The following is a 21489-nucleotide window of genomic DNA, read 5'->3' as shown; positions in this document are numbered from 1 at the left end:
CGCCCCGGACCTGATCCGGGGCCTCTCCACCCGACGTCGGCAATGAGGTCCCGGATCAGGTCCGGGACGCGGGTCACCAAGCTCAGCCGGCCTTCATCACACCGGCCTTTGGCGCGTATTTCCCCAGCATCTCCTCGATTGCCGCGCGTTTCAGGGGCTTGGTGATGTAGTCGTCCAGCCCCACCGCCAACAAAGCTTCGCGGTCGCCGGTCATCGCATGGGCGGTGCAGGCGATGATCGGGGTGTGGTGGTCGCTCTCGGCCTCGAGCTTGCGGATGGCGATGGTGGCCTGTCGGCCGTCCATCTCGGGCATCGAGATGTCCATGAAGATCACGTCGGGCCGCAGGGTCTGAAAGGCGGCGACGGCCTCGCGCCCGTTGTTGGCGAAATGCAGCTCGACCGGCAGCGATTTGACCATCTTGCGAAAGACGAACTGGTTGGTCTTGTTGTCCTCGGCGGCGAGGATACGCAGCGGCGCGCCTTGCTCCGGGGTCTCGGGCTGCGCGGGCGGGGCCTCTGGCGCGGCAGGCGGCGCGGGTGCCGGGGCGCGCGGCGCCGAGGAGACACCGCTCAGCACCTCGAAGAGCCGCGCGCGGGTCACCGGCTTCTGCAGGATGGCATGCATGTGACGCGACGCCGGGTCCTGCTCGGCATGGCCGGTGTTCGAGCTCAGCATCACCAGCGGCACCGTCTGGCCGGCAGCACGCAGCGCCTCGGCCAGCTCCAACCCGTCGACACCCGGCATGTTGTGATCGGTCAGCACCAGGTCAAAGCCCATCCCGCCCGCGACCAGATCGAGCGCCTCGCGGCCATTGGCGCAGCTCGCGGTCTCGACCTGCATCACCTGCAGCTGCTTTTCCAGGATCAGCCGGTTGACCGGCTGGTCATCGACGATCAGCACCCGGCGCAGGTGGCGCGGCAACACCGGCGGCTGCACGATCTCGCCGGAGGGGCAGGGCAGGTTGAGGTTGAAGCCGAAACTCGACCCTTGGCCCTGCACGCTGTCGACCCAGACCTCGCCGCCCATCAGCCCGATCAGCCGCTTCGAGATCGCCAGCCCCAGCCCGGTGCCTTCGAACTTTCGGTTGCGGGCATCTTCGACCTGGTTAAACTCGCCGAACACATGGGCGAGCTTTTCCGGCGGGATGCCGATGCCGGTGTCCTCGACGGTGACATGGATCGCGGTGCTGCCATCGTCGCGGGGCACGCCGACCACGCGGGTCAGCACATGGCCCTGCAGGGTGAATTTCACCGCATTGCCGATGATATTGGTCAGCACCTGCCGGATGCGCCCGGGATCGCCGGTGAACTGCGTCGGCAGGAAGATGTCGTAATCGACCAGCAGGTCGATGCCCTTGTCGCGGGCGGTGGGCTGCAGCAGCATGATGATCTCGTGGATCGCCCGTTCCAGATCGAAGGGTTCCGGGTGCAGCACCAGCTTGTCGGCCTCGATCTTGGAATAATCCAGCACGTCGTTGATGATCACCAACAGCGCCTCGCCCGAGTTGCGCATGGTGTTGACGTAAAGTCGCTGTTCCTCGGTCAGTTCGGTGTCGGTCAAGAGTTCGGCCATGCCGATGACGCCGTTCATCGGCGTGCGGATCTCGTGGCTCATGTTGGCGAGGAAGGCCGATTTGGCGCGATTGGCGGCCTCGGCCCGGTTGCGGGCCTCGCGCAGGTTCTTTTCGTAGCGGATGGTGCCGGTGATGTTGAGCACAAGGCTGACCACATCGCCGGCCTCGCCGCGCTTGTCGTGCAGCTTGATGTAATTGTCGTTCCAGAGCCGCAGAGTCACCGGTTCGGGGTTGGGCGATTGCCAGCGCGCCAGCATCATCGCGCGCCAGTCCGCCGGCGACAGATCGCCGGGATCGACGATGCCCTCTTCGGTCAGGATCTGCAGGATGCGGGCAAAGGAGACACCGGGCTGAATCTCGTCCATGCCTTCGAAGACCGAAAGATAGGCGGAATTGGCGAAGATCAGGCAATGGTTGGCGTCGAAGAAGGCAAACCCGTCCTCGATGGTCTCGACCGCCTCGACCAGCCGGCGTTCGGCCACTTCGAGGTTCTCGGTGGCGCGGTTGAGGTCGGATTTCACCCGCTGGTTCTCGTCGCGGACGGTGGCCATCTCGGCGCGTTTCTCGACGATCTCCTCGCTCAGCACGCGGGCGTGGTGGCCGAGCTTGCGGTTGGCTGCGAAGAGCTCGGCCTGCTTGAGCTCGAGCAGACGCTCCGCCGCGAGGCGGGCGCGGCGTTCCTCGGCGAGTTTGCTGGCGAGACTCATCGCCCGGCTCCGGAAATTCTTCGGCTCATCGCCGGCACCTTGGCGGCAAGGAATGAAGATCTGTTTAAGCCTCTCGGGCCTCCGATGACGATGACGTCACGCCCCGGAGGAATCGTTGCCAGAGCGCCGCGCCGCATGAGACACTGGCGGCATTGAGACCGGAGGATTTTTCATGCGCCGCTTTTTGATGTGCCTTTCGATCATCTTCACAGGCTTGCCGGCCTTGCCAACCCTGGCGCAGGAGCTGGTGCCGGAGCGGCGGGTGGTGGTCTCTCGCGATGTGGATTTCTACGGCTCCGACCTGCAGGCGCTGTTCGACACCTCGCTCGACGCCTGCCAGCGCGTCTGCCTGGCTGATGCCAGTTGCGCGGCCTTTACCTTCAACAGCCGGTCGAATTCCTGTTTCCCGAAATCCGCGGTCACCGAGCGTCAGGATTACCAAGGCGCGATTTCCGCCATCGTCGTGACCGGCGACCCCGCCATTGCGGCGCAGGCCGAGGCGCGGGCAGGCGACCTCGCGTTCCTTCCCCGGCGCGATCTCGATGCGGCGCTGGCGCTGGCCGAGGGGCTGGGCCCGCGGCACATGGGCGGCAAGTGGACGGTCGAGGCGCTGCTCGACGCCGCGCGCGAGAAGGAGGGCGAAGGCGATCTGGCCAATGCGATGCACTGGACCGGCGCGGCGCTGGCGCAGAACGATGCGGCCGACCTCTGGGTCGATTACGCCCGGCTTGCGCTGGTTGCCAGCGACGACGAAGGCCGCGGCGGCGCCCGGCGCGACCTGATCGCCATGGCCGTGGCGGCCTCGGTCAACGGCTATCTCCGCGCGCCCTCTGACGGCGGGCGGATCGCGGCGCTGCTGCAACTGGCCGAGGCGCTCGAGGAGGACGGTCGTGGCGCCGAGACCGTGCCCGCCCTGCGGCTGGCCGAGGCCATCCAGCCGCGCGCCGATGTACTGGCGGCGCTGGAGACGGCGCTGGGCCGATACGGTTTCCGCATCATCGAGCATCGCACCGAGAGCGACCGGGCCGAGCCGCGGATCTGCGCGCAATTCTCCGAGGATCTGCTGCGCGCCGGGCTCGACTACACGCCTTATGTCCAGCTGCCCGATCCCGGTCTGGTGGTCAGCGCTTCGGGCCGTGACATCTGTGTCGGCGGCGTGGCCCATGGCGCGCGCTACGCCATCACCTTTCGCGCCGGCCTGCCCGCCGCCTCGGGCGAGACCCTGGCCCGCGACGTCACGATCACGCAATATGTCCGCGACCGTGCGCCCTCGGTGGCGTTCAAGGGCCGGGCCTAAGTGCTGCCGCGCGCCACCGACGCCGCCCTGCCGATCGAGACGGTGAACCTGTCCGAGGTCGACCTGACTCTGCGCCGGATTTCCGACCGCAACCTGCTGCGCGCCATCCAGGACAGCTATTTCGGGTCGCCGATGGGCTATTACACCGAGCGCCGCTTCGAGCAGGAGCTGGGCGAGACCCTGTGGCAGGGCATCGGCGAGGTCGAGCAGCAGCTCAACCGCGACGTGACCACCCGGCTGCCGCTGGGCGACCTGCTGGCCGATCAGCCGCCGGGGATCTATGCGCTGACCGCGCGGGTGCCGGGCGAGGACGAATATTCCGAGAACGTGGCGACCCAGTGGTTCGTGCTTTCCGATCTGGGGTTGGCGAGCCTGTCGGGCAGCGACGGGCTGCATGTGTTTCTTCGTGGTCTGGGCGATGCCGCGCCGCGCGAGGGTGTGACGGTGCAACTTCTGTCGCAGGCCAACCGGGTGCTGGCCGAGGCCGAGACAAACGCCGAGGGGCATCTGCGCTTTGACCCGGGCCTGTTGCGCGGCACCCAGGGTGCGGCCCCGGCGCTGCTGGTGGCCAGGACCGGCGACGACATCGCCTTTCTGTCGCTCAAGGACCCGGCGTTTGATCTGTCGGATCGCGGTGTCGAGGGGCGCGAGCCTGCCGGGCCGGTGGATGTCTTCTTGGCGACCGATCGTGGCGCCTATCGCGCCGGAGAGGTGATCCACGCCACGGCGCTGGCACGTGATGCCTTGGCCCATGCCATCGAGGACCTGCCGCTGGTCGCGGTGCTGACGCGGCCCGACGGGGTGGAATACGCCCGCGAGCTTTCGAACGAGAGCCTGGCGGGCGGTCATGTCTTCGACTTGCCCTTGGGCACCACGGTCCCCCGCGGCAGCTGGCGCATCGCGCTGTTTTCCGACCCAGAAGCCCCAGCTTTGGCCACGAGCACCGTGCTGGTCGAGGATTTCCTGCCGGAACGGATCGATTTCGACCTGACCCTGCCAGACGGCCGGCTGACCATCGACGACAGCCCCGAACTGACCGTCGAGGCGCGCTATCTCTTTGGCGCCCCCGGGGCCGATCTGCCCGCCGAGGTGAGGGTGCGGCTGTCGCGCGCCGAGGGGATCGAGGGCTGGCCCGGCTTCCGCTTTGGTCGCCATGACGTCGCCTTCGATCCGCGCACGCGCTACCTCGAAGGTGATCTGCGCACCGATGCCATGGGCCGGCTGACCGTGCCGCTGGCCTTCCCCGAGATCGAGGCCGAGGCCGCGGAACTGCCGATGCAGGCGCAGGTCGTGGTCACCCTGTCCGAGGGCTCCGGTCGCCCGGTCGAACGGCGGCTGACCCGCGATCTGGCGGCCTCCGGCCCGGTGATCGGCATCAAGCCGCTGTTTGACGGTGTGGTGCAGGAGGGCAGCGAGGCGCGGTTCCAGCTGATCGCGCTGGACGCCGCTGGCCGGCCCGACGCCATGTCGGTGACCTGGCGGTTGAACCGCGTCGAGACGCGCTATGAATGGTACCGGCTGCACGGCGAATGGAACTGGGAACCTGTGGTCACCCGCTCCGAGATGGCCAGCGGCACGGCGACGCTTGGCACCACCGCGACCGAGATCGCGGCGGATGTGACCTGGGGCAAATACGAACTGGTGGTCGAAGGCGAAGGCGGGGCCTATGTCGCCGCCTCGACGGATTTCTGGGCCGGCTGGTACGCGCCGGTCACCGCCTCCGACACGCCGGACATGCTGGAACTGTCGCTCGACAAACCGGCCTATCGCCCGGGCGAGACCGCCACCGTGCGGCTGCTGCCGCGTTACGCCGGCACCGCGCTGATCACCGTGATGTCGCATCGGGTGATCGACATGCAGACCGTCACGGTCAGCGAAGGCGAGAACATCGTCACCCTGCCGGTGACGGACGACTGGGGCGCCGGCGCCTATGTCTCGGCCACGGTGATCCGCCCGATGGATGCGCCCGCCGGTCAGAACCCGTCCCGTGCCCTTGGCCTCGCTCATGCCAGCATCGACCCCGGTCCGCGGGCGCTGGATGTCGCGCTGATCACCGGCGAAAGCTCGGCCCCGCGCGGGCCGCTGACCGCCAGTGTCGAGGTCACGGGCATTGCCGAGGGCGAGACCGCCTATGTCACCCTCGCCGCCACCGATCTCGGCATCCTCAATATCACCGGCTTCCAGAGCCCCGATCCGCAAAGCCATTACTTCGGCCAGCGCAAGCTGGGCGTCGAGATGCGTGACCTCTACGGTCGGCTGATCAACGGGCTCGACGGTGCCATGGGCCGAGTCCGCTCTGGCGGCGATGCCGCCGATGCGGCCCGTTTCAACAGCCCGCCGCCGACCGAGGAACTGGTGGCGCTGTTCACCGGCCCGGTTCAGATCGGCCCCGATGGCCGCGCCGAGGTGCGCTTTGACATCCCCGAGTTCAATGGCACCCTCCGCCTTGCCGCCATCGCCTGGTCACCCACCGGTGTCGGCCAGGCCGAGGCCGATGTGCTGGTGCGCGATCCTGTGGTGGTCACCGCCAGCCTGCCACGCTTCCTGTCGCCCGGCGACCAAAGCCGGCTGCTCTTGGAGATCGTTCATGCCGAGGGGCCCTCGGGCGCCATGGCATTGGCCGTCACCGGCGAGGGCGTCAGCCTCGACACCGAGGCGATCCCCGAGAGCGTGACCCTGGCCGATCAGGCCAAGGCGCGGATCACCGTGCCGCTGACCGCCGGCACCGAGGGCGATCACGCCATCACGGTGGCACTGACCACCCCCGACGGGAAAACGCTGAACAAGCGGCTGACCGTACCGGTGCGCGACACGGACCCCGAGATCGCCATGACCCGCCGTTTCAGCCTTGCCGCGGGCGAGACCTTCACCTTCGACGACAACGTCTTTGCCGGGCTCGACCCGCGCGGTGCCTCGGCCCTTGTGGCCGCCGGGCCGCTGGCCCGTTTCGATGCGCCAAGGCTGCTCGCCGCGCTCGACCGCTACCCCTATGGCTGCACCGAGCAGATCACCAGCCAGGCGCTGCCGCTGCTCTATTTCTCTGCAGTGACCGAGGCGATGGGCCTGACCGAGACCGCGCGCATCGCCGAACAGATCGACCAGACCGTCGCCCGCATCCTGACCCGGCAGGCGCCCAACGGCGCCTTTGGTCTGTGGCGGACTGAATCCGGAGATTTCTGGCTCGACGCCTATGTCAGCGATTTCCTCGGTCGGGTGCGGGCGCAGGGCTTTGCCGTGCCGGACACGGCCTTTCGCCAGGCGATGGACAACCTGACCAACCGGGTGAACTATGCGCCGGATTTCGACGACGGTGGCGAGGACATCGCCTATGCGCTGATGGTGCTGGCGCGCGAAGGTGCTGCCGCCATGGGCGACCTGCGCTACTATGCCGACGTCAAGGGCCGCGACTTTGCCACGCCTCTGGCCGCCGCCCAGCTGGGCGCGGCGCTGGCGATGTACGGCGATCAGACCCGGGCCGACGCGATGTTCCGCATCGCCGTGGCCAAGCTGAACCAGCGGCCCGCGGTCGAGGCGCCGGTCTACCGCGTCGACTATGGCACCGATCTGCGCGATGCGGCGGGGCTCTTGTCGCTGGCGGTGGCCTCTGGCTCTGCCGTGGTCGACCGCGAGGCGCTGGTGCAGCGCATCACCGGCGCCGGGCGCGAGCTGTCGACCCAAGAACAGGCCTGGTCGCTGCTGGCGGCCCAGGCGATGGGGGCCGATGCCACCGGCGCCGGCCTGCTGCTGGACGGTGAGCCGGTGTCCGGCCCGCTGGTCCGGCGCTTTACCGGCGGCGCGGCACCCAGGACCCTCACCAACAGCAGTGCGCAGCCCACCAGCGTCACCCTCACCACTATCGGCCAGCCCGAGGGCCCGGTGCTGGCCGGCGGCTACGGCTACCGGCTGGAGCGGCTCTACTACACGCTCGAGGGCGAACCCGTCACCGGGCCGGTGCCCGTCGGCGCGCGGCTGGTGACGGTGCTGCGGGTGATCCCGGCCGAGGACACCGGCGCGCGGCTGATGATCGATGATCCGCTGCCGGCGGGCTTCGAGATCGACAACCCCAACCTCTTGCGCTCCGGCGATATCCGGGCGCTCGACTGGCTCGACCCGGTCGAGGCGACGCACAGCGAGTTCCGCGCCGACCGCTTCCTGGCAGCGGTCGATCACGGCGGCACCCAGCCTTTCGAACTGGCCTATATCGTCCGGGCTATTTCTCCGGGCGACTTCCATCACCCGGCGGCGGTGGTCGAGGACATGTATCGCCCGCAATACCGCGCGCGCACCGCATCGGGGCGGCTCGTGGTGGCGGAATGAGGCGCTTCGGCCTCTTTGCCCTGGTGGCGCTGCTCTGGGGCGGGGCGGCGGCGCGCGACGGCTTTGAGGATTGGGTCGAGGCCACCGTGCTGCCGCCCGTGCTGGCCGAAACCTCGGTCGAGGTGCGTGACCGTGCCGGGCTGCTCTTGCGCGGTTATACGGTCGAGGACGGGCGCTGGCGCTTTTCGGTGACGCTCGACCAGATCGACCCGCTGTTGATCGACATGCTGGTTGCCTATGAGGACAAGCGATTCTGGGATCATCCGGGCGTCGACGGGATCGCTATCGGGCGCGCCGTGGTTCAGGCGCTGCGCGAGGGGCGGGTGGTCTCTGGCGGGTCGACCCTGACGATGCAGGTGGCACGGCTGCTCGAGGACAGCGGCACCGGCGCGCTTGCGGGCAAGCTGCGTCAGGCGCGGCTGGCGCTGGCGCTGGAACGGCGGCTGACCAAGCGCGAGATCCTGACGCTCTATTTCACCCATGCGCCCTATGGCGGCAACCTCGAAGGGGTGCGCGCGGCGACGCTGGGCTATTTCGGCAAGGAGCCGCATCGCCTGACCCCGGCCGAGGCAGCCTTGCTCGTCGCCCTGCCGCAAAGCCCCGAGGGCCGGCGCCCCGACAAACGTCACGCTCGCGCGCTGGCGGCGCGCGACCGGGTGCTGGCGCGGATGCAGCGCTTTGCGGTGATCGATGGTGACACCGCCGCCGCCGCAAGGCGCGAAGCGGTGCCCGCCGCCCGCCGTGACGTGCCGGTGCTGGCCGCGCATCTGGCCGACCGCGCGCGCGAGGCCGCGCCTTTCGCCCAGGTGCATGACCTGACGGTGGACCGCGCCCTGCAGGCCCGGCTCGAGGCGCTGGCGGCGCGGGCGGTGCGGGGTCGGGGCGATCACCTTTCGGTCGCCATGGTGGTGGCCGATCACGTCACTGGCGAAATCCTCGCCTCGGTGGGCTCTGCCGGTCTGGACGCGGCCGAGAGCCGCGACGGCTTTGTCGACATGACGCGCGCCCTGCGCTCGCCCGGCTCGACGCTGAAACCGCTGATCTACGCCTTGGCCTTCGATCGCGGGCTTGCGCATCCGCAGACCCTGATCGACGACAGCCCGGTGCGCTTCGGGCCTTATGCGCCGCAGAACTTCGACGGCCGGTTTCGTGGCGAGGTGACGGTGGAGCGCGCCCTGCAGCTCTCGCTCAACATCCCGGTGGTGCGCCTGACCGAGGCGCTGGGGCCGGCGCATCTGATGGCCGCGCTGCGCCGCACCGGTGCCGCGCCGGCGCTGCAGGGCGGCGCCCCGGGGCTGGCGATTGCGCTGGGCGGGCTGGGGCTGACTCTGGAGGACCTGGTGCAGCTCTACGCGGCGCTGGCGCAGGGCGGCCAGGCTCGCCCGCTGCATTGGCGCGAGGGTGCCGAGGGCGTGCCGGGGCCAGAGGTCACTGACGCAGTGGCGGCCTGGCAAGTGGGGCACATCCTGTCCGAGCTGGCGCCGCCGCCCGGCGCGCCGCGCGACTGGCTGGCCTACAAGACCGGCACCTCCTATGGCCACCGCGATGCCTGGGCGCTGGGCTATGACGGAAGGCATGTGGCCGGCGTCTGGCTGGGCCGGCCCGATGGCACGCCGGTGCCTGGGGCCTTTGGCGGCGAGATCGCGGCGCCGGTGCTGTTCGAGGCCTTCCAGCTGCTGAAACCCGCGCCGGAAGAGCTGCCACCGCCGCCCGCCGCGACGCTGATGCTCCGCAATGCCGATCTGCCGCAGCCGCTGCGCCGCTTTCGCGCCCGCGACGGGCTCTATCGCAGCGCCGGCAGCCGGCTGGAGCTGGCCTATCCGCCCGACGGCGCGCTGCTGGCCGGGCAGCAGGTCACGGTCAAGCTGCGCCACGGCACGCCGCCCTTCACGCTGATGGTCGATGGCGCGCCGCTTGTCACCGGCGCGCGGGCGCGGGCGCTGCCGGTTCTGCTGCCCTCGGCCGGGTTCTCGCGGCTTTCGGTGGTGGATGCCACCGGCGCCTCGGCGGCGGCGATGGTCCAACGGGAGTAGCCTGTGCGACCCAAGTTAAATGAACGTTAACGGTGGTCGGGCTCACACAAGCGTGGGGCCGACGCTAAACGCAACGGCCCCAAGCAAAGGTTACATCAAAGTTAATCCAAAGTTACGCCAAGGTTAAGCCAGGTTACACGAACGTTAATCCCGGGTTACACCAGCGTTAATCCAGCCTTAAACGAAAGTTAAACCCGCTCGATCGCCAGCGCGATGCCCTGACCGCCGCCGATGCACATGGTGATCAGAGCGGTCTTGCCGCCGATGCGCTCGAGCTCGTAGAGCGCTTTGACCACAAGGATGCAGCCGGTCGCCCCCACCGGGTGGCCCAGCGCAATCGCGCCGCCGTTGGGGTTCACCTTGGCGGCGTCGAGCCGCAATTCCTTGTTCACCGCCAGCGCCTGCGCCGCGAAAGCCTCGTTCGATTCGATCACGTCGAAGGCGTCGAGGCTCAGCCCCGTGCGCTCCAGCAGGTTGCGCACCGCCGGCACCGGGCCGATGCCCATGACCTCAGGCCGCACACCGGCATGGGCATAGCCCAGCACGCGGGCGCGCGGCGTCAGCCCGGCCTTTTCGGCCGCCTCGGCCCGGGCCATGACAATCGCCGCCGCGCCGTCGTTGATGCCGCTGGCATTGCCCGCCGTCACGCTGCCATCCTTCTGGAACACCGGTCGCAGGCCGGCCAGCGCCTCGGCGGTGGTTGCCTTGGGGTGCTCGTCGGTCTCGAAGGGTACCATGTCGCGCCTGACCCGCACCTCGACCGGGGTGATCTGCTCGGCAAAGCGCCCTTCGGAAATCGCATGCGCCGCGCGCTGCTGGCTTTCCAGCGCAAAGGCGTCCTGATCCTCGCGGCTGATCTGGTGCTCGCCGGCGACGTTTTCGGCCGTGACACCCATGTGGCCGGTGCCGAAGGGGCAGGTCAGCGCGCCGAGCATCATGTCGACGGTCTTGATGTCGCCCATCTTCTGGCCGAAGCGCTGCGACGGGTTGAGGAAGGGTGAACGGCTCATGCATTCCGCGCCGCCGGCAAGGGCGAAATCGGCGTCGCCCAGCATCAGCGACTGCGCGGCCGAGGCCACCGCCTGCGCCCCCGACCCGCAGAGCCGGTTGACGTTCATCGCCGGGGTGGTGTCGGGAATGCCGGCCTCGATGGCGGCGGCGCGGCTGAGGTACATGTCGCGCGGCTCGGTGTTGATGACGTGGCCGAAAACCACGTTGCCGATCTGACCGGGCTCGACGCCCGACCGTTCCATCGCGGCCTTGCTGGCAGCGGTGGCCAGCGCGATGGGCGGGGTGGCGGCCAGGCTGCCGCCGAAGGTGCCGATGGCGGTGCGCGCGCCGCCGAGAATGACGATATCCTGAGACATGGGGGTCCTCCTGCTTGAGTCTGGCGCGAGTATGTCGGGGCCCCGGCCCGCTGTCATCGGAACGTTGGGTCACTGTTCCGGCTTGCCAGTTCTGGCGTTCCGCGCCACTATTCCGCCATGACGGATTCATCTGACGATATTCTGGCATTGCTGCCAGCGCGGCTGAAAGAGGCCCGCCGCACCCAGGGCCTGTCGCTCGACGCGGTGTCGAAGCTTTCGGGCGTGTCGCGTTCGATGGTGAGCCAGATCGAGCGCGGCGAAAGCTCGCCCACCATTGCCACCCTGTGGAACCTGACCCGCGCCCTGCAGGTGGATTTCGCCGGGCTGCTCGAGCAGGAGACCCAGGTCAACCGCATCGAGGTGCTGCGCGCCGACCAGATCCCGACAATCGACAACATGGGCGAGGGCTGCCGCATCCGCATCCTCTCGCCGCCCGAAGAGGCCGGGCGCAACGAGCTTTACGAGCTGCGGTTTGATGAGGGCGGGCGGCTTGACAGCCAGCCGCACAAACGCGGCACCATCGAGATCGTCAGCGTGATCAACGGCACGATCGAGATCACCTCTGACGAGGCCACCGAGCGGCTCGAGCGGGGTGACAGCGCGCGTTATGCGGCCGATCTGCGGCATTGCATCCGGGCGGTGGGCGGCAATGCCAAGGTGTTTCTGGTGGTGCAGGACGCGGGGTGAAGCGTCGGGCGGTGTTTGCCTTGGCGGGCGTGGGGCGGCGTATTTTGGAAAGAGAAGAAGCAGGTGGTTGGGAGTGATGCCACTGGGCCTTGGCGCGGTGGTCGGCAAACGGCGGCTGTCCGGTATATCGGAATTATTCCGCTAAGAAGAAAATCCGCTATTCCGGACGAGCGTCTGTTGTGCTAGAAGGGGGAGACGAAAGGAGTCGCACCATGGCGCAGGCATTTCTCGAACATCTCACCGATACCCTGTCTCGGATCGAGGCCGAGGGGCTGATGAAGGTCGAACGGCCGATCACCGGCCCGCAGGGGGCGCGAATGCAGGTGAACGGCCGCGAGATGATCAATCTCTGCGCCAACAACTACCTCGGGCTGGCCGATCATCCCGATCTGGTGGTTGCCGCCAAGGCGGGACTCGACAGCCATGGGTTCGGCATGGCCTCGGTGCGTTTCATCTGCGGCACCCAGGACCTGCACCGCGAGCTGGAGCAGAAGCTGGCCGATTTCCTGGGGCAGGACGACGCCATCCTCTTTGCCGCCTGTTTCGACGCCAATGGCGCGGTTTTCGAGCCGTTGCTGGGACCGGAGGATGCGGTGATCTCGGATGCGCTCAACCATGCCAGTATCATCGACGGCATTCGCCTTTCGAAGGCGCGGCGCTTTCGCTACGCCAATTCCGACATGGCGGATCTGGAGGCCAAGCTGAAAGAGGCCCGCGAGGGCGGCGCGCGGCATGTGATGATCGCCACCGACGGCGTCTTTTCGATGGACGGCTACCTGGCGAAGCTGGGCGAGATCCGCGCCCTGGCCGATCAATACGACGCGGTGCTGATGGTCGACGATTGCCATGCCACCGGCTTCATGGGCCCCAAGGGCGCCGGTACCCCGGCCCATGCCGGCATCCACGCCGACATCCTGACCGGCACGCTGGGCAAGGCACTGGGCGGGGCGATCGGCGGATATGTCGCGGCCTCGCAGCCGGTGGTGGACCTGCTGCGGCAACGCGGTCGGCCGTATCTCTTTTCCAACTCGCTGCCGCCCGCCGTGGTCGCTGCCGGGATCAAGGCGCTGGAACTGGTCGAGCAGGGCGACGATCTGCGCGAGCAGCTCTTCGAGAACACCAAATACTGGCGCGCCGGGCTGGAAAGGCTGGGCTTCGACCTGCTGCCCGGCGAGCATCCCATCGTGCCGGTGATGCTGGGCGAGGCGCGGCTGGCGCAGGACATGGCCGCGCGGCTTTATGACGAGGGCGTCTATGTCTCGGGCTTCTTCTTCCCGGTGGTGCCCAAGGGCCAGGCGCGGATTCGCACGCAGATGAATGCGGCGCTGACCCGGGCCGATCTGGACGAGGCGCTGGGCGCCTTCGAGCGCGCTGGCAAATCCCTGGGGGTGCTGTCATGAGAAACGACATGAAGGCGCTGGTGAAAGCCGAGGCGCGCGAAGGGCTCTGGATGCAGGACGTGCCGGTGCCGGAAATCGGCCCGGACGACGTGCTGATCAAGATCACGAAGACCGGCATCTGCGGCACCGACGTGCATATCTGGAACTGGGACGACTGGGCGCAGAAGACGGTGCCGGTGCGGCTGGTCACCGGGCATGAATTCGCCGGCGAAATCGTCGAGATCGGCGCGCGGGTCGAAGACCTCAAGATCGGTCAACGTTGTTCCGGCGAAGGCCATCTGATCGGCAAGCATTCACGGCAATCGCGCGCCGGCAAGTTCCACCTCGATCCGGAAACCCGGGGCATCGGCGTCAATGAGCAGGGCGCCTTTGCGCAGTACCTGCGGCTGCCGGCCTTCAACGTGGTGCCGTTGCCGGACGAGATCGACGACGAGATCGGCGCCATCCTCGATCCGCTGGGCAATGCGGTGCACACAGCGCTGTCGTTCGACCTGGTGGGCGAGGATGTGCTGATCACCGGGGCCGGCCCCATCGGCATCATGGCAGCGGCGGTGGCCCGCCACGTCGGCGCGCGTCACGTGGTGATCACCGACATCAACCCCGATCGTCTGGCCCTGGCGGAGAAGGTGGCGGATGTGGCGCCGGTCAACGTGGCAGAGCAAGACCTCAACGACGTGGTTGCCGGGCTGAAGATGAAGGAAGGCTTCGATGTCGGGCTCGAGATGTCGGGCAACCAGCGGGCGCTCGACCAGATGGTCGAGGCGCTGGTGATGGGCGGGCGGATCGCGCTGCTGGGCATTCCACCGGGCAAATCGCCGGTCGACTGGAGCCGCATCGTCTTCAAGGCGATCACCATCAAGGGCGTCTACGGCCGCGAGATCTTTGAGACCTGGTACAAGATGATCGCCATGCTGGAAAACGGGCTGGACGTGCGCGGGGTGATCACCCATCGCTTCAAGGCCAGCGACTTCGAGCAGGGCTTTGCCGCCATGCGGTCCGGCAACAGCGGCAAGGTCGTGCTGGACTGGTAGCGGCCCGCCCCTGACGCCAGGCGCACAGGGGCGGGAATTCAGCGAGTGCGGCTATAGGGCACGAAGAGGGCGCTTTGGCCCAATTCGCGCAACAGCCGGAACACCCCGAAATCCTCGCGGGTGTTCCTTTCCATCGCGTCAACCACGTCGTTCAGGCCTGTCTGAGTCGTCTGGTGCATCCGTCACCCTTTTTCAGCAAAGCCCCCGTGGGACAGGCTGACGGATGCGGGTTAACGCGGGCTTACCCGCCCCAAAGGGGATTGCACGGATTTGAGTCAAACAACACTGGGGTTGGACGGTGGGTTATAAACCCACCCTACGCGGGACCGCAGGGTGGGTTTTCAACCCACCGTCCCACTCACGCCCCGTAGGGCACCCAGATATTCTTGACCTCGGTCGCGGCGTCGAGGAAGGCCCGGCCTTCGCCCTCGGGCCCGAACCAGTCGCGCGCGCGGCCATTGTTGACCCAGGTGCGCTTGAGGTTCGCCGCCGCGCCGCGCTCGATCTCTGTCGCCAGATCGCTCGAGGAAAAGCTCCAGACCGCGTCGACATCCATGTGCTCGGCCAGGGTCTTGGCCAGTTCGCCGTGGCTGCCGGTGAGGATGTTGACCACGCCGCCCGGCACGTCCGAGGTTTCGAGCACCTGGTAGAAATCGGTTGCCGCCAGCGGAAAGGCCTCTGACGCCACCAGCACCGCGCGGTTGCCCATCGCCATCGCCGGCCCCATCACCGACACGAGCCCCAGCAGCGGCAGCGCATCGTCGCAGAGCGCACCGATCACGCCCACCGGTTCGCGCATCGCCAGCGCCACGGCGCGGACCGGCACGTTGTGCACCTGACCGTCGAACTTGTCGGCCCAGGCGCCATAGGTGAAGAGCCGGCTGATCGCCGCCTGTACCTCTTTCGCGCCGTCCTTGCGGCCGGTCAGCGCCTCGATCCGGGCGGCAAACTCCTCTGCCCGGGCCGAGAGGTTCTCGGCGATGTAATAGAGGATCTGCGCCCTGAGATGGCCGGTGGTGGCGCCCCAGGAGGCCGCGCCCTTGGCCGCCTCGACGGCATTGCGCACATCCTTGCGGTTGGCGAGGCTCACATGACCCAGAAGCGCGCCATCGGGGCCATGCACGTTGCGCGAATAGCCGCCATCGGGCCGCGCCTGCTTGCCACCGACATAAAGCTTGGCGGTGCGGTCGAGCGGGTCGCTGGGGCCTGCGGTGCCCTTGAAGGCCTCGACCTTCCTGAGCGTCTCGCCCTCGGCCTTGGGCCGGGTATAGGCGCTCATCCCCTCCCAGCCGCCTTCGCGGCCAAAGCCACTCTCGCGGATGCCGCCGAACCCGGCAGCGGCGTCGAACATGTTGGTGCCGTTGATCCAGACCACCCCGGCGGCAAGCCTGGGCGCGATGTCGAGCGCCACGTTGATGTTCTCGCTCCACAGCGTCGCGGCCAGTCCGTACCGAGTGTTGTTGGCGATCTCCACCGCCTCTGACGGCGTGCGGAAGGTGGTGCCGACCAGCACCGGGCCGAAGATCTCGTCCTGCATCAGCGCATCCGAGGGATGCAGCCCGGTGATCAGCGTCGGCGGGTAGAAGCAGCCCTCGGCGGGCAGATCGACATTGGCGCGATAGACCTCGCCGGCGGTGTTGCCGTCGACCATCTGCGAGATGGTCTGCAATTGCACCGGGTCGACGATGGCACCGACGTCGATGCATTTGTCGAGCGGGTTGCCCAGGCGCAGCTTGTCCATCCGCGCGCGCAGCCGGTCGTGGAAGGTCTCGGCGATGCCCTCCTGCACGATCAGCCGCGATCCGGCGCAGCAGACCTGGCCCTGGTTGAACCAGATGGCGTCCACCAGCCCCTCGACCGCCGAGTCGATATCGGCGTCTTCGAAGACGATGTAAGGCGACTTGCCGCCCAGCTCGAGCGTCAGTGCCTTGCCGCTGCCCGCCGTGGCCGCGCGGATCGCCCGGCCCACGGGGGTCGACCCGGTGAAAGCCACCTTGTCGATGCCCGGATGATTGACGATCGCCTCGCCCACCGCGCCATCACCGGTGACGATATTGACCACGCCCCTGGGCAGGCCGGCCTGCAGGCAGATGTCTGCAAACAGCAGCGCCGTCAGCGAGGTGTATTCCGCCGGTTTCAGCACCACGGTATTGCCCGCCGCCAGCGCCGGGGCGATCTTCCAGGCCAGCATCAGCAACGGGAAGTTCCACGGGATGATCTGGCCGCAGACGCCATGCGCCTCGCGCCCCGGCAGCTCCGCCTCCATCAGCTGCGCCATGCCGGCGTGATAGTAGAAATGCCGCTGCGCCAGCGGCACGTCGATGTCGCGGCTCTCGCGGATCGGCTTGCCATTGTCGAGGGTTTCCAGCACCGCGAAGAGCCGCGCATGTTTCTGCAGCAGCCGGGCGATGGCATAGAGGTATTTCGCCCGCCCATGGCCGCCAAGTCCGGCCCAGCCCGGCTGCGCCGCGCGCGCGGCAGCAACCGCATCGTCGATCTCCGAGGGGATCGCCTGGGTCAGATCGGCCAGGGTCTCGCCATTGGCGGGGTTCTTCGAGTGGAACTCGCCGCGGGCAGCGGTCCAGTCACCGTTGATGAACATGCCGAACCGGCTGCCCTGATCGACGATCCAGGCCAGCGCATCACCGGCGCTTTCGGGGGCGGGGCCGTAATCCATGCTTTCGAAAATTTCCTTGACGGTCATGACGGTCTCCGATCAGGCCAGCGCGTGGCGGTGGCTGGCCGAGTAGCGGCCGGTGACATGGTGTTCGAGCTGGCGTTCGATATCGCCTAGCAGCGACGAGGCGCCAAAGCGGAACATGTCGGGCTGCAGCCAGCGGTCGCCCAGCTCGTCCTTCATCAGTGCGAGGTAGGTCAGCGCGTCCTTGGCCTTGGAAATCCCGCCGGCGGGCTTGTAGCCCACGCGGACGCCGGTGCACTGGTGGTAGTCGCGGATCGCGCGGATCATCACCAGGCTGACGGGCAGGGTGGCATTGACGCTTTCCTTGCCGGTCGAGGTCTTGATGAAATCGGCCCCCGCCATCATGCAGACCAGGCTGGCGCGGGCGGCGTTCTTCAAGGTGCCCAGCTCGCCGGTGGCCAGGATCGCCTTGACATGCGCCTCGCCACAGGCGGCGCGAAAGGCCCGCATCTCGTCATAGAGCGCCTGCCAGTTACCCTGCAGCACGTGCCGCCGCGAGATCACGATATCGATCTCCCGCGCCCCGGCCTCGACGCTTTCGTGGATCTCGGCGACCCGCAGGTGAAACGGCGACAGCCCGGCGGGAAAGCCGGTGGAGACGGCCGCAACCGGGATGTTCGTCCCCTCCAGCGCCGCAACGGCCGTGGGCACCATGTCGTGATAAACACAGACCGCGCCGGTGGTCAGCCCTTCCATCCCCAGCTCCTGCAGGATGTCGGCCCTGACCGGCTGTCGCGCCTTGGCACAGAGCCTGCGCACCCGTCCCTCGGTGTCATCGCCCGACAGCGTGGTCAGATCGATGCAGGAGATCGCGCGGCAGAGCCAGGCGGCCTGATAGTCCTTCTTCACGCTTCGCCGCCCCGGCAGGGTGGCTGCGCGGCGCTCGATCGCCGAGCGGTTGGCATGAACGCCCAGCACCCAGTCGAGATCGAGCGCCATGCCCGGGTTTCTCGGCTCGAATGTCTGCGGCAGATGTGTGGTGTCGTCAGTGGCTTTGGTCTTCGTGGCCATGGGCAGTGCCTCCCGGTCGCTTTGCCGCAACGGTGCCATGGGCAGCCAGAACCGGCAAGAGGTCCCTTCGCGGCAACACCCCGCGCCCACAAAGCCCCCGCTCGCCCCCAAGCCCCCACATCACCCCCGGAGGCACCCCGCCCCCTGCTTCCTCTTGCTGCAAATACCCTCGGGGGGTCCGGGGGGCAGAGCCCCCCGGTTCAGACACGGAGGGTCCGGGAGGCGCGGCCCCCCGGTTCAGGCATGGGGGTCCGGGGGGCAGAGCCCCCCGGCCGGTCGACGTGCGCAGGCACGGCGAAACCTGACTTGACTACTTGACCCAGACCTCGACCCGCCGGTTGGCCTGCCGCCCCCAGGCGGTCTCGTCGCAGGCCAGCGGCAGGGCCTCGCCAAAGGCCTCGACGTCGATATGCACCCGGTCGAGGTTGGCGGTCTCGGCCGCGGCCACCACCGCGTCACGCACCGCCTCGGCCCGACGCGAGGCGATGGCGCGGTTGGCTTCCGCGGCGCCCTGGCCGTCGGAGAAGCCGACGAAGAGGATCGAGCGGGTGTCGTATTTGCCGCCCTCCAGCGCCCGGGCCAACTGCTGCACATTGGACAGCGACTGCGCGTCAAGCAGGGTCGAGCCGGCGCGGAAGCGGAAGGAGGTCGACAGCCGGTGGCGGCTGCCCAGCGTGCCCACCAGCCGCTTGAGCTCCGACAGCGGCGTCTCGGCGCCGGCGGCGGTGATCGCATTGGCAAAGCGGTCGCCCTGGGCGTTGATCTCGACCTCTTCCGGCGCCTGATCGACGAATCCGGCGCGGCGAATGACGATCTGCGCCGGGTCCGACCGGGTGAAGGTCAGGAAATCCCGCGCCAGCTTGGGCAGGCGCCGGGCCGGCAGGTAGAGGAACATCGGCGCGGTCAGCGGGTAATCCTCGGTCTTGATTGCCAGCCGCGAGGCGCGCAGCTGAAAGCCGCAGCGCCCGGTCAGCACCACCGGCTTGGCATTGCCGATCTCGGAATGGCTGGTGATGCCGATCGCCAGCACATCCTCGGCCACCGCAGCCGAAAGGCTGGCGTTGTCGGCATGACGCTCGACCTGCTTGGCCAGATCGGCGCGCGCCGGGGCGATCAGCTTGTCCTGCACCGATTGCGCCAGCCCCGAGCTGGGCTGCGGCAGATGCAGCACGATCGGCGCATCCGGCCCGCCCATCTGCAGCCAGTTGGTGATCTGCCCGCCGAAGATCCGTGCCAGCTGCGCCGGGCTGATCGCATTGAGCGGGTTCTTGTGCGACACGATCGGCACCATGGCATCAAGCGCCAGCACCCGGCTGCGGTTCGGCCCGGTCAGATCGCCCAGCCCGGCCTCGCGGGCGGCACGCACCTCAGAGGCGCGGACCTCGCGCAGCGACATGACGATATCGCTGTCATCGGCCAAGAGGTCGGCAAAGCCCTCGTCGGTATTGGTGGTGTGAAAGCGGAACAGCGCCTTTTCGACGCCGGTCTCGCGGTCGCTCAGAGCATAGTCGAAGCGGTTCTCGCCTGCCTCGGTGCGGGTCGCCACAAGGCCGTTGCGCAGGGCAAAGGCCTCGATCAGCGCCGGCATCAGCACCCGGCCCATGGTGGCCGCGCCGGACACCCGCATCTCGGCCACGAAGGCCTCGAGGTTGGGGCAGCCCGGTCCGGCGCAGCTGACGCCGGAGGCATCGACGGTGATCTCGCCATAGACGGTGTCGAGACGGTAGAACTCGCCGTCGAACCCCTTGAGCGTGCCGTCGATCTCGACCGCGCCGTCCAGCGAGGTCAGCGTCACGTCCTGTGCCATCGCGCCCCGGGGCAAGACCGCCGCAAAAAGGAAAAGTGCGGCGCAGAACGCCGCACGCAACTTGTACATCCGAGGCGGGCCTTCCTGTCGGGTTCAGTTCGACGCGACTTTCAGGTCTTCGAAGAGATTTTTCAACACCAGAAAGTCTCCACCAGCGTCACAGGCCGGCATATAAAGCGTCACGTCGCGGGTGCGGAGCTTTTCGCCGGGCTTGAGCTGCAGCGTCTGGGCCGCGATCTCCTTGCCGCAGTTGGCCTCGGTGACTTCGGCTTCGACCGACAGGCCGATCTGACCGGCCGTGTTCGAGGTGCCCGAGGGGAAGGTGTAGACCTCGGCCATCAGCGCGTCGCCACCGGCATTCTCGCCAAAGCGGGTCAGGAAGCCCGAGGTGCCGCTGGCCGCGGCGGTCAGGTCGCTGGGGCTGGCGGAATGGATGTGACCCTTGCCGAAGTAGCGGGCGTCGAATTCCAGCGCATGCAGGCCGAGCCCGGCATGTCCGCGCCATTGCGCCACGACCCGGTCGTAGAATTCCAGCGTCGGCACTTCGATCTGCGCCACCGCGCCTTCGTTGTTGTCGAAAGAGGCGATGAAGACCGCGTTGCGGGCCAGCGCCGGGACGCGTAGCTGGCTGCGGCCGGAGCCGTCGGTCAGGGCGTGGAACATCATGCCGTTATGATGCAGGGTAAAGCGTGCATCGGGCAGGCAGCCGGCCTCGACCATCAGGTCGACCATTGCGGCCGGCGCCGGATCGGCGGTCATGTTGATTTCACAGGGCAGGACCGGGCTGCTCTCGGCGGTTTCGAGGGTGTCCGGGGCCGTTTCAGGCGCCAGCGGTGCCGGGGCGGCAGTGTCCTCGAGCGCGGCCAGGGCGGCGGTGCCGGTCACGCCATCGGCGACCGGGGTGGCCTGGGTCTCGCGCGGCAGGGCCGGCAGCGGCCGATCCATCGGCAGGATGCTGGCCGAGGTCGGGGTGATCGCCTCGAGGTCGATGTCGCGCTCGAGCATCGGCACCAGCGTGGCGCTCTGCACCTTGGGCGGATGGGCGGACTTCAGTTCCGAGGCCGGGTGGCTGCCGAAGTTCTGCAGCACGAAGCCCACCGAGAAGATGATGATGCCGCTGCCCAGCGCCACCGTGGATTTGTTGAGCGGAATGCGTTTCGGCAGGGTGAACCTGGCCTTGCCCTCTGCACTGCTCGTGGCCGGCGCTTCTGTCTTGGGCGCGCCGCGGCCAATGGAAAGTTTGCCCATCGAAAGTTTGCCAACCGGAAGTTTCATCTCTGCCTCCTTGCCCCTGAAAGGGCTGTTCCTGGGCTCAGGTATCGCCGGGGAAGCGGGCGGAGATTGGGCGGCTTGGCGGAGTCTTTGCGCCGTTTGCCGGGGATTGTCCGCAATTGAGACACAATTGAGCGGAGTTGCGGTTGGTGTGGAGGGATGAGGTTGGCGCGGAACAAGGCCGCGGGCCGCCGCCCTGGCCCGGCGATTAGGTGACGTGAGCGCGTCGCTCGTCCAAAGCGCGCCAGTGGCGGGGATAAAGTACTTTGACCGGAGGTTTCTTCG

General features: G+C 68.0%; 11 protein-coding genes and 1 pseudogene. 5 read left to right on the top strand and 7 right to left on the bottom strand.

Going from position 1 to position 21489, the window contains the following annotated elements; all coding sequences use genetic code 11:
• Positions 1-82: 82 nt before the first annotated feature.
• On the bottom strand, positions 83-2281 hold the full coding sequence (locus ACN0SE_RS04425; protein ID WP_417523280.1) for a response regulator: 2199 nt from the start codon (positions 2279-2281) through the stop codon (positions 83-85).
• Between the two features lie 172 nt (positions 2282-2453).
• Between ACN0SE_RS04425 and ACN0SE_RS04420 the strand changes: the two are divergent.
• Both ACN0SE_RS04420 and pbpC read left to right on the top strand, forming a co-directional pair.
• Positions 2454-7895 (top strand): annotated as a pseudogene (locus ACN0SE_RS04420) (alpha-2-macroglobulin family protein).
• A complete protein-coding gene (gene pbpC, locus ACN0SE_RS04415) occupies positions 7892-9928 on the top strand; it encodes a penicillin-binding protein 1C (RefSeq protein WP_417523279.1) in 2037 nt (678 codons plus the stop codon). The pseudogene ACN0SE_RS04420 and the gene pbpC overlap by 4 nt, the downstream one beginning before the upstream one ends.
• Before the next feature lie 188 nt (positions 9929-10116).
• Here pbpC and ACN0SE_RS04410 read toward each other — a convergent pair whose 3' ends face one another.
• Positions 10117-11295: an acetyl-CoA C-acyltransferase family protein gene (locus ACN0SE_RS04410; RefSeq protein ID WP_417523278.1), complete on the bottom strand. Its 1179-nt coding sequence runs from the start codon at positions 11293-11295 to the stop codon at positions 10117-10119.
• A 117-nt stretch (positions 11296-11412) separates the two neighbouring features.
• On the opposite strand from ACN0SE_RS04410, the gene ACN0SE_RS04405 reads away from it, so the two are divergent.
• From ACN0SE_RS04405 to tdh, 3 genes are all read left to right on the top strand, one after another.
• Positions 11413-11982 (top strand): helix-turn-helix domain-containing protein, encoded by a 570-nt coding sequence (locus tag ACN0SE_RS04405; RefSeq protein WP_417523277.1) that lies wholly within the window; start codon positions 11413-11415, stop codon positions 11980-11982.
• Between the two features lie 212 nt (positions 11983-12194).
• The gene (locus tag ACN0SE_RS04400; RefSeq protein ID WP_417523276.1) at positions 12195-13382 is read left to right on the top strand and encodes a glycine C-acetyltransferase; all 1188 of its coding nucleotides are present in this window, start codon (positions 12195-12197) and stop codon (positions 13380-13382) included.
• Positions 13379-14413, top strand: coding sequence for an L-threonine 3-dehydrogenase (gene tdh, locus ACN0SE_RS04395; RefSeq protein WP_417523275.1), 1035 nt, complete (start codon positions 13379-13381; stop codon positions 14411-14413). The genes ACN0SE_RS04400 and tdh overlap by 4 nt, the downstream gene beginning before the upstream one ends.
• Before the next feature lie 38 nt (positions 14414-14451).
• Here the strand turns inward: tdh and ACN0SE_RS04390 are convergent, their stop codons facing one another.
• The 5 genes from ACN0SE_RS04390 to ACN0SE_RS04370 all read right to left on the bottom strand — a co-directional run bounded on the left by ACN0SE_RS04390 (position 14452) and on the right by ACN0SE_RS04370 (position 21207).
• Positions 14452-14592 (bottom strand): hypothetical protein, encoded by a 141-nt coding sequence (locus ACN0SE_RS04390; protein WP_417523274.1) that lies wholly within the window; start codon positions 14590-14592, stop codon positions 14452-14454.
• A 179-nt stretch (positions 14593-14771) separates the two neighbouring features.
• Positions 14772-17117: an aldehyde dehydrogenase family protein gene (locus ACN0SE_RS04385; RefSeq protein ID WP_417523273.1), complete on the bottom strand. Its 2346-nt coding sequence runs from the start codon at positions 17115-17117 to the stop codon at positions 14772-14774.
• Between the two features lie 12 nt (positions 17118-17129).
• Positions 17130-18125 carry a deoxyribose-phosphate aldolase gene (deoC, locus tag ACN0SE_RS04380; RefSeq protein ID WP_417523272.1) on the bottom strand — a complete coding sequence of 332 codons (996 nt, stop codon included), beginning with the start codon at positions 18123-18125 and terminating at the stop codon, positions 17130-17132.
• 310 nt (positions 18126-18435) lie between these two features.
• On the bottom strand, positions 18436-20001 hold the full coding sequence (locus ACN0SE_RS04375) for a substrate-binding domain-containing protein (protein WP_417523271.1): 1566 nt from the start codon (positions 19999-20001) through the stop codon (positions 18436-18438).
• Between the two features lie 24 nt (positions 20002-20025).
• Entirely contained in the window at positions 20026-21207 is a 1182-nt protein-coding gene (locus tag ACN0SE_RS04370; protein WP_417523270.1) for a hypothetical protein, read from the bottom strand.
• Positions 21208-21489: the final 282 nt, after the last annotated feature.

Source organism: Marinovum sp. (assembly GCF_048263515.1).
In the GTDB taxonomy this organism is placed as follows: Bacteria; Pseudomonadota; Alphaproteobacteria; order Rhodobacterales; family Rhodobacteraceae; genus Marinovum.
The sequence above is the reverse complement of the archived record's forward strand: the minus strand, read 5'-3'. Positions and strand labels throughout refer to the sequence as shown.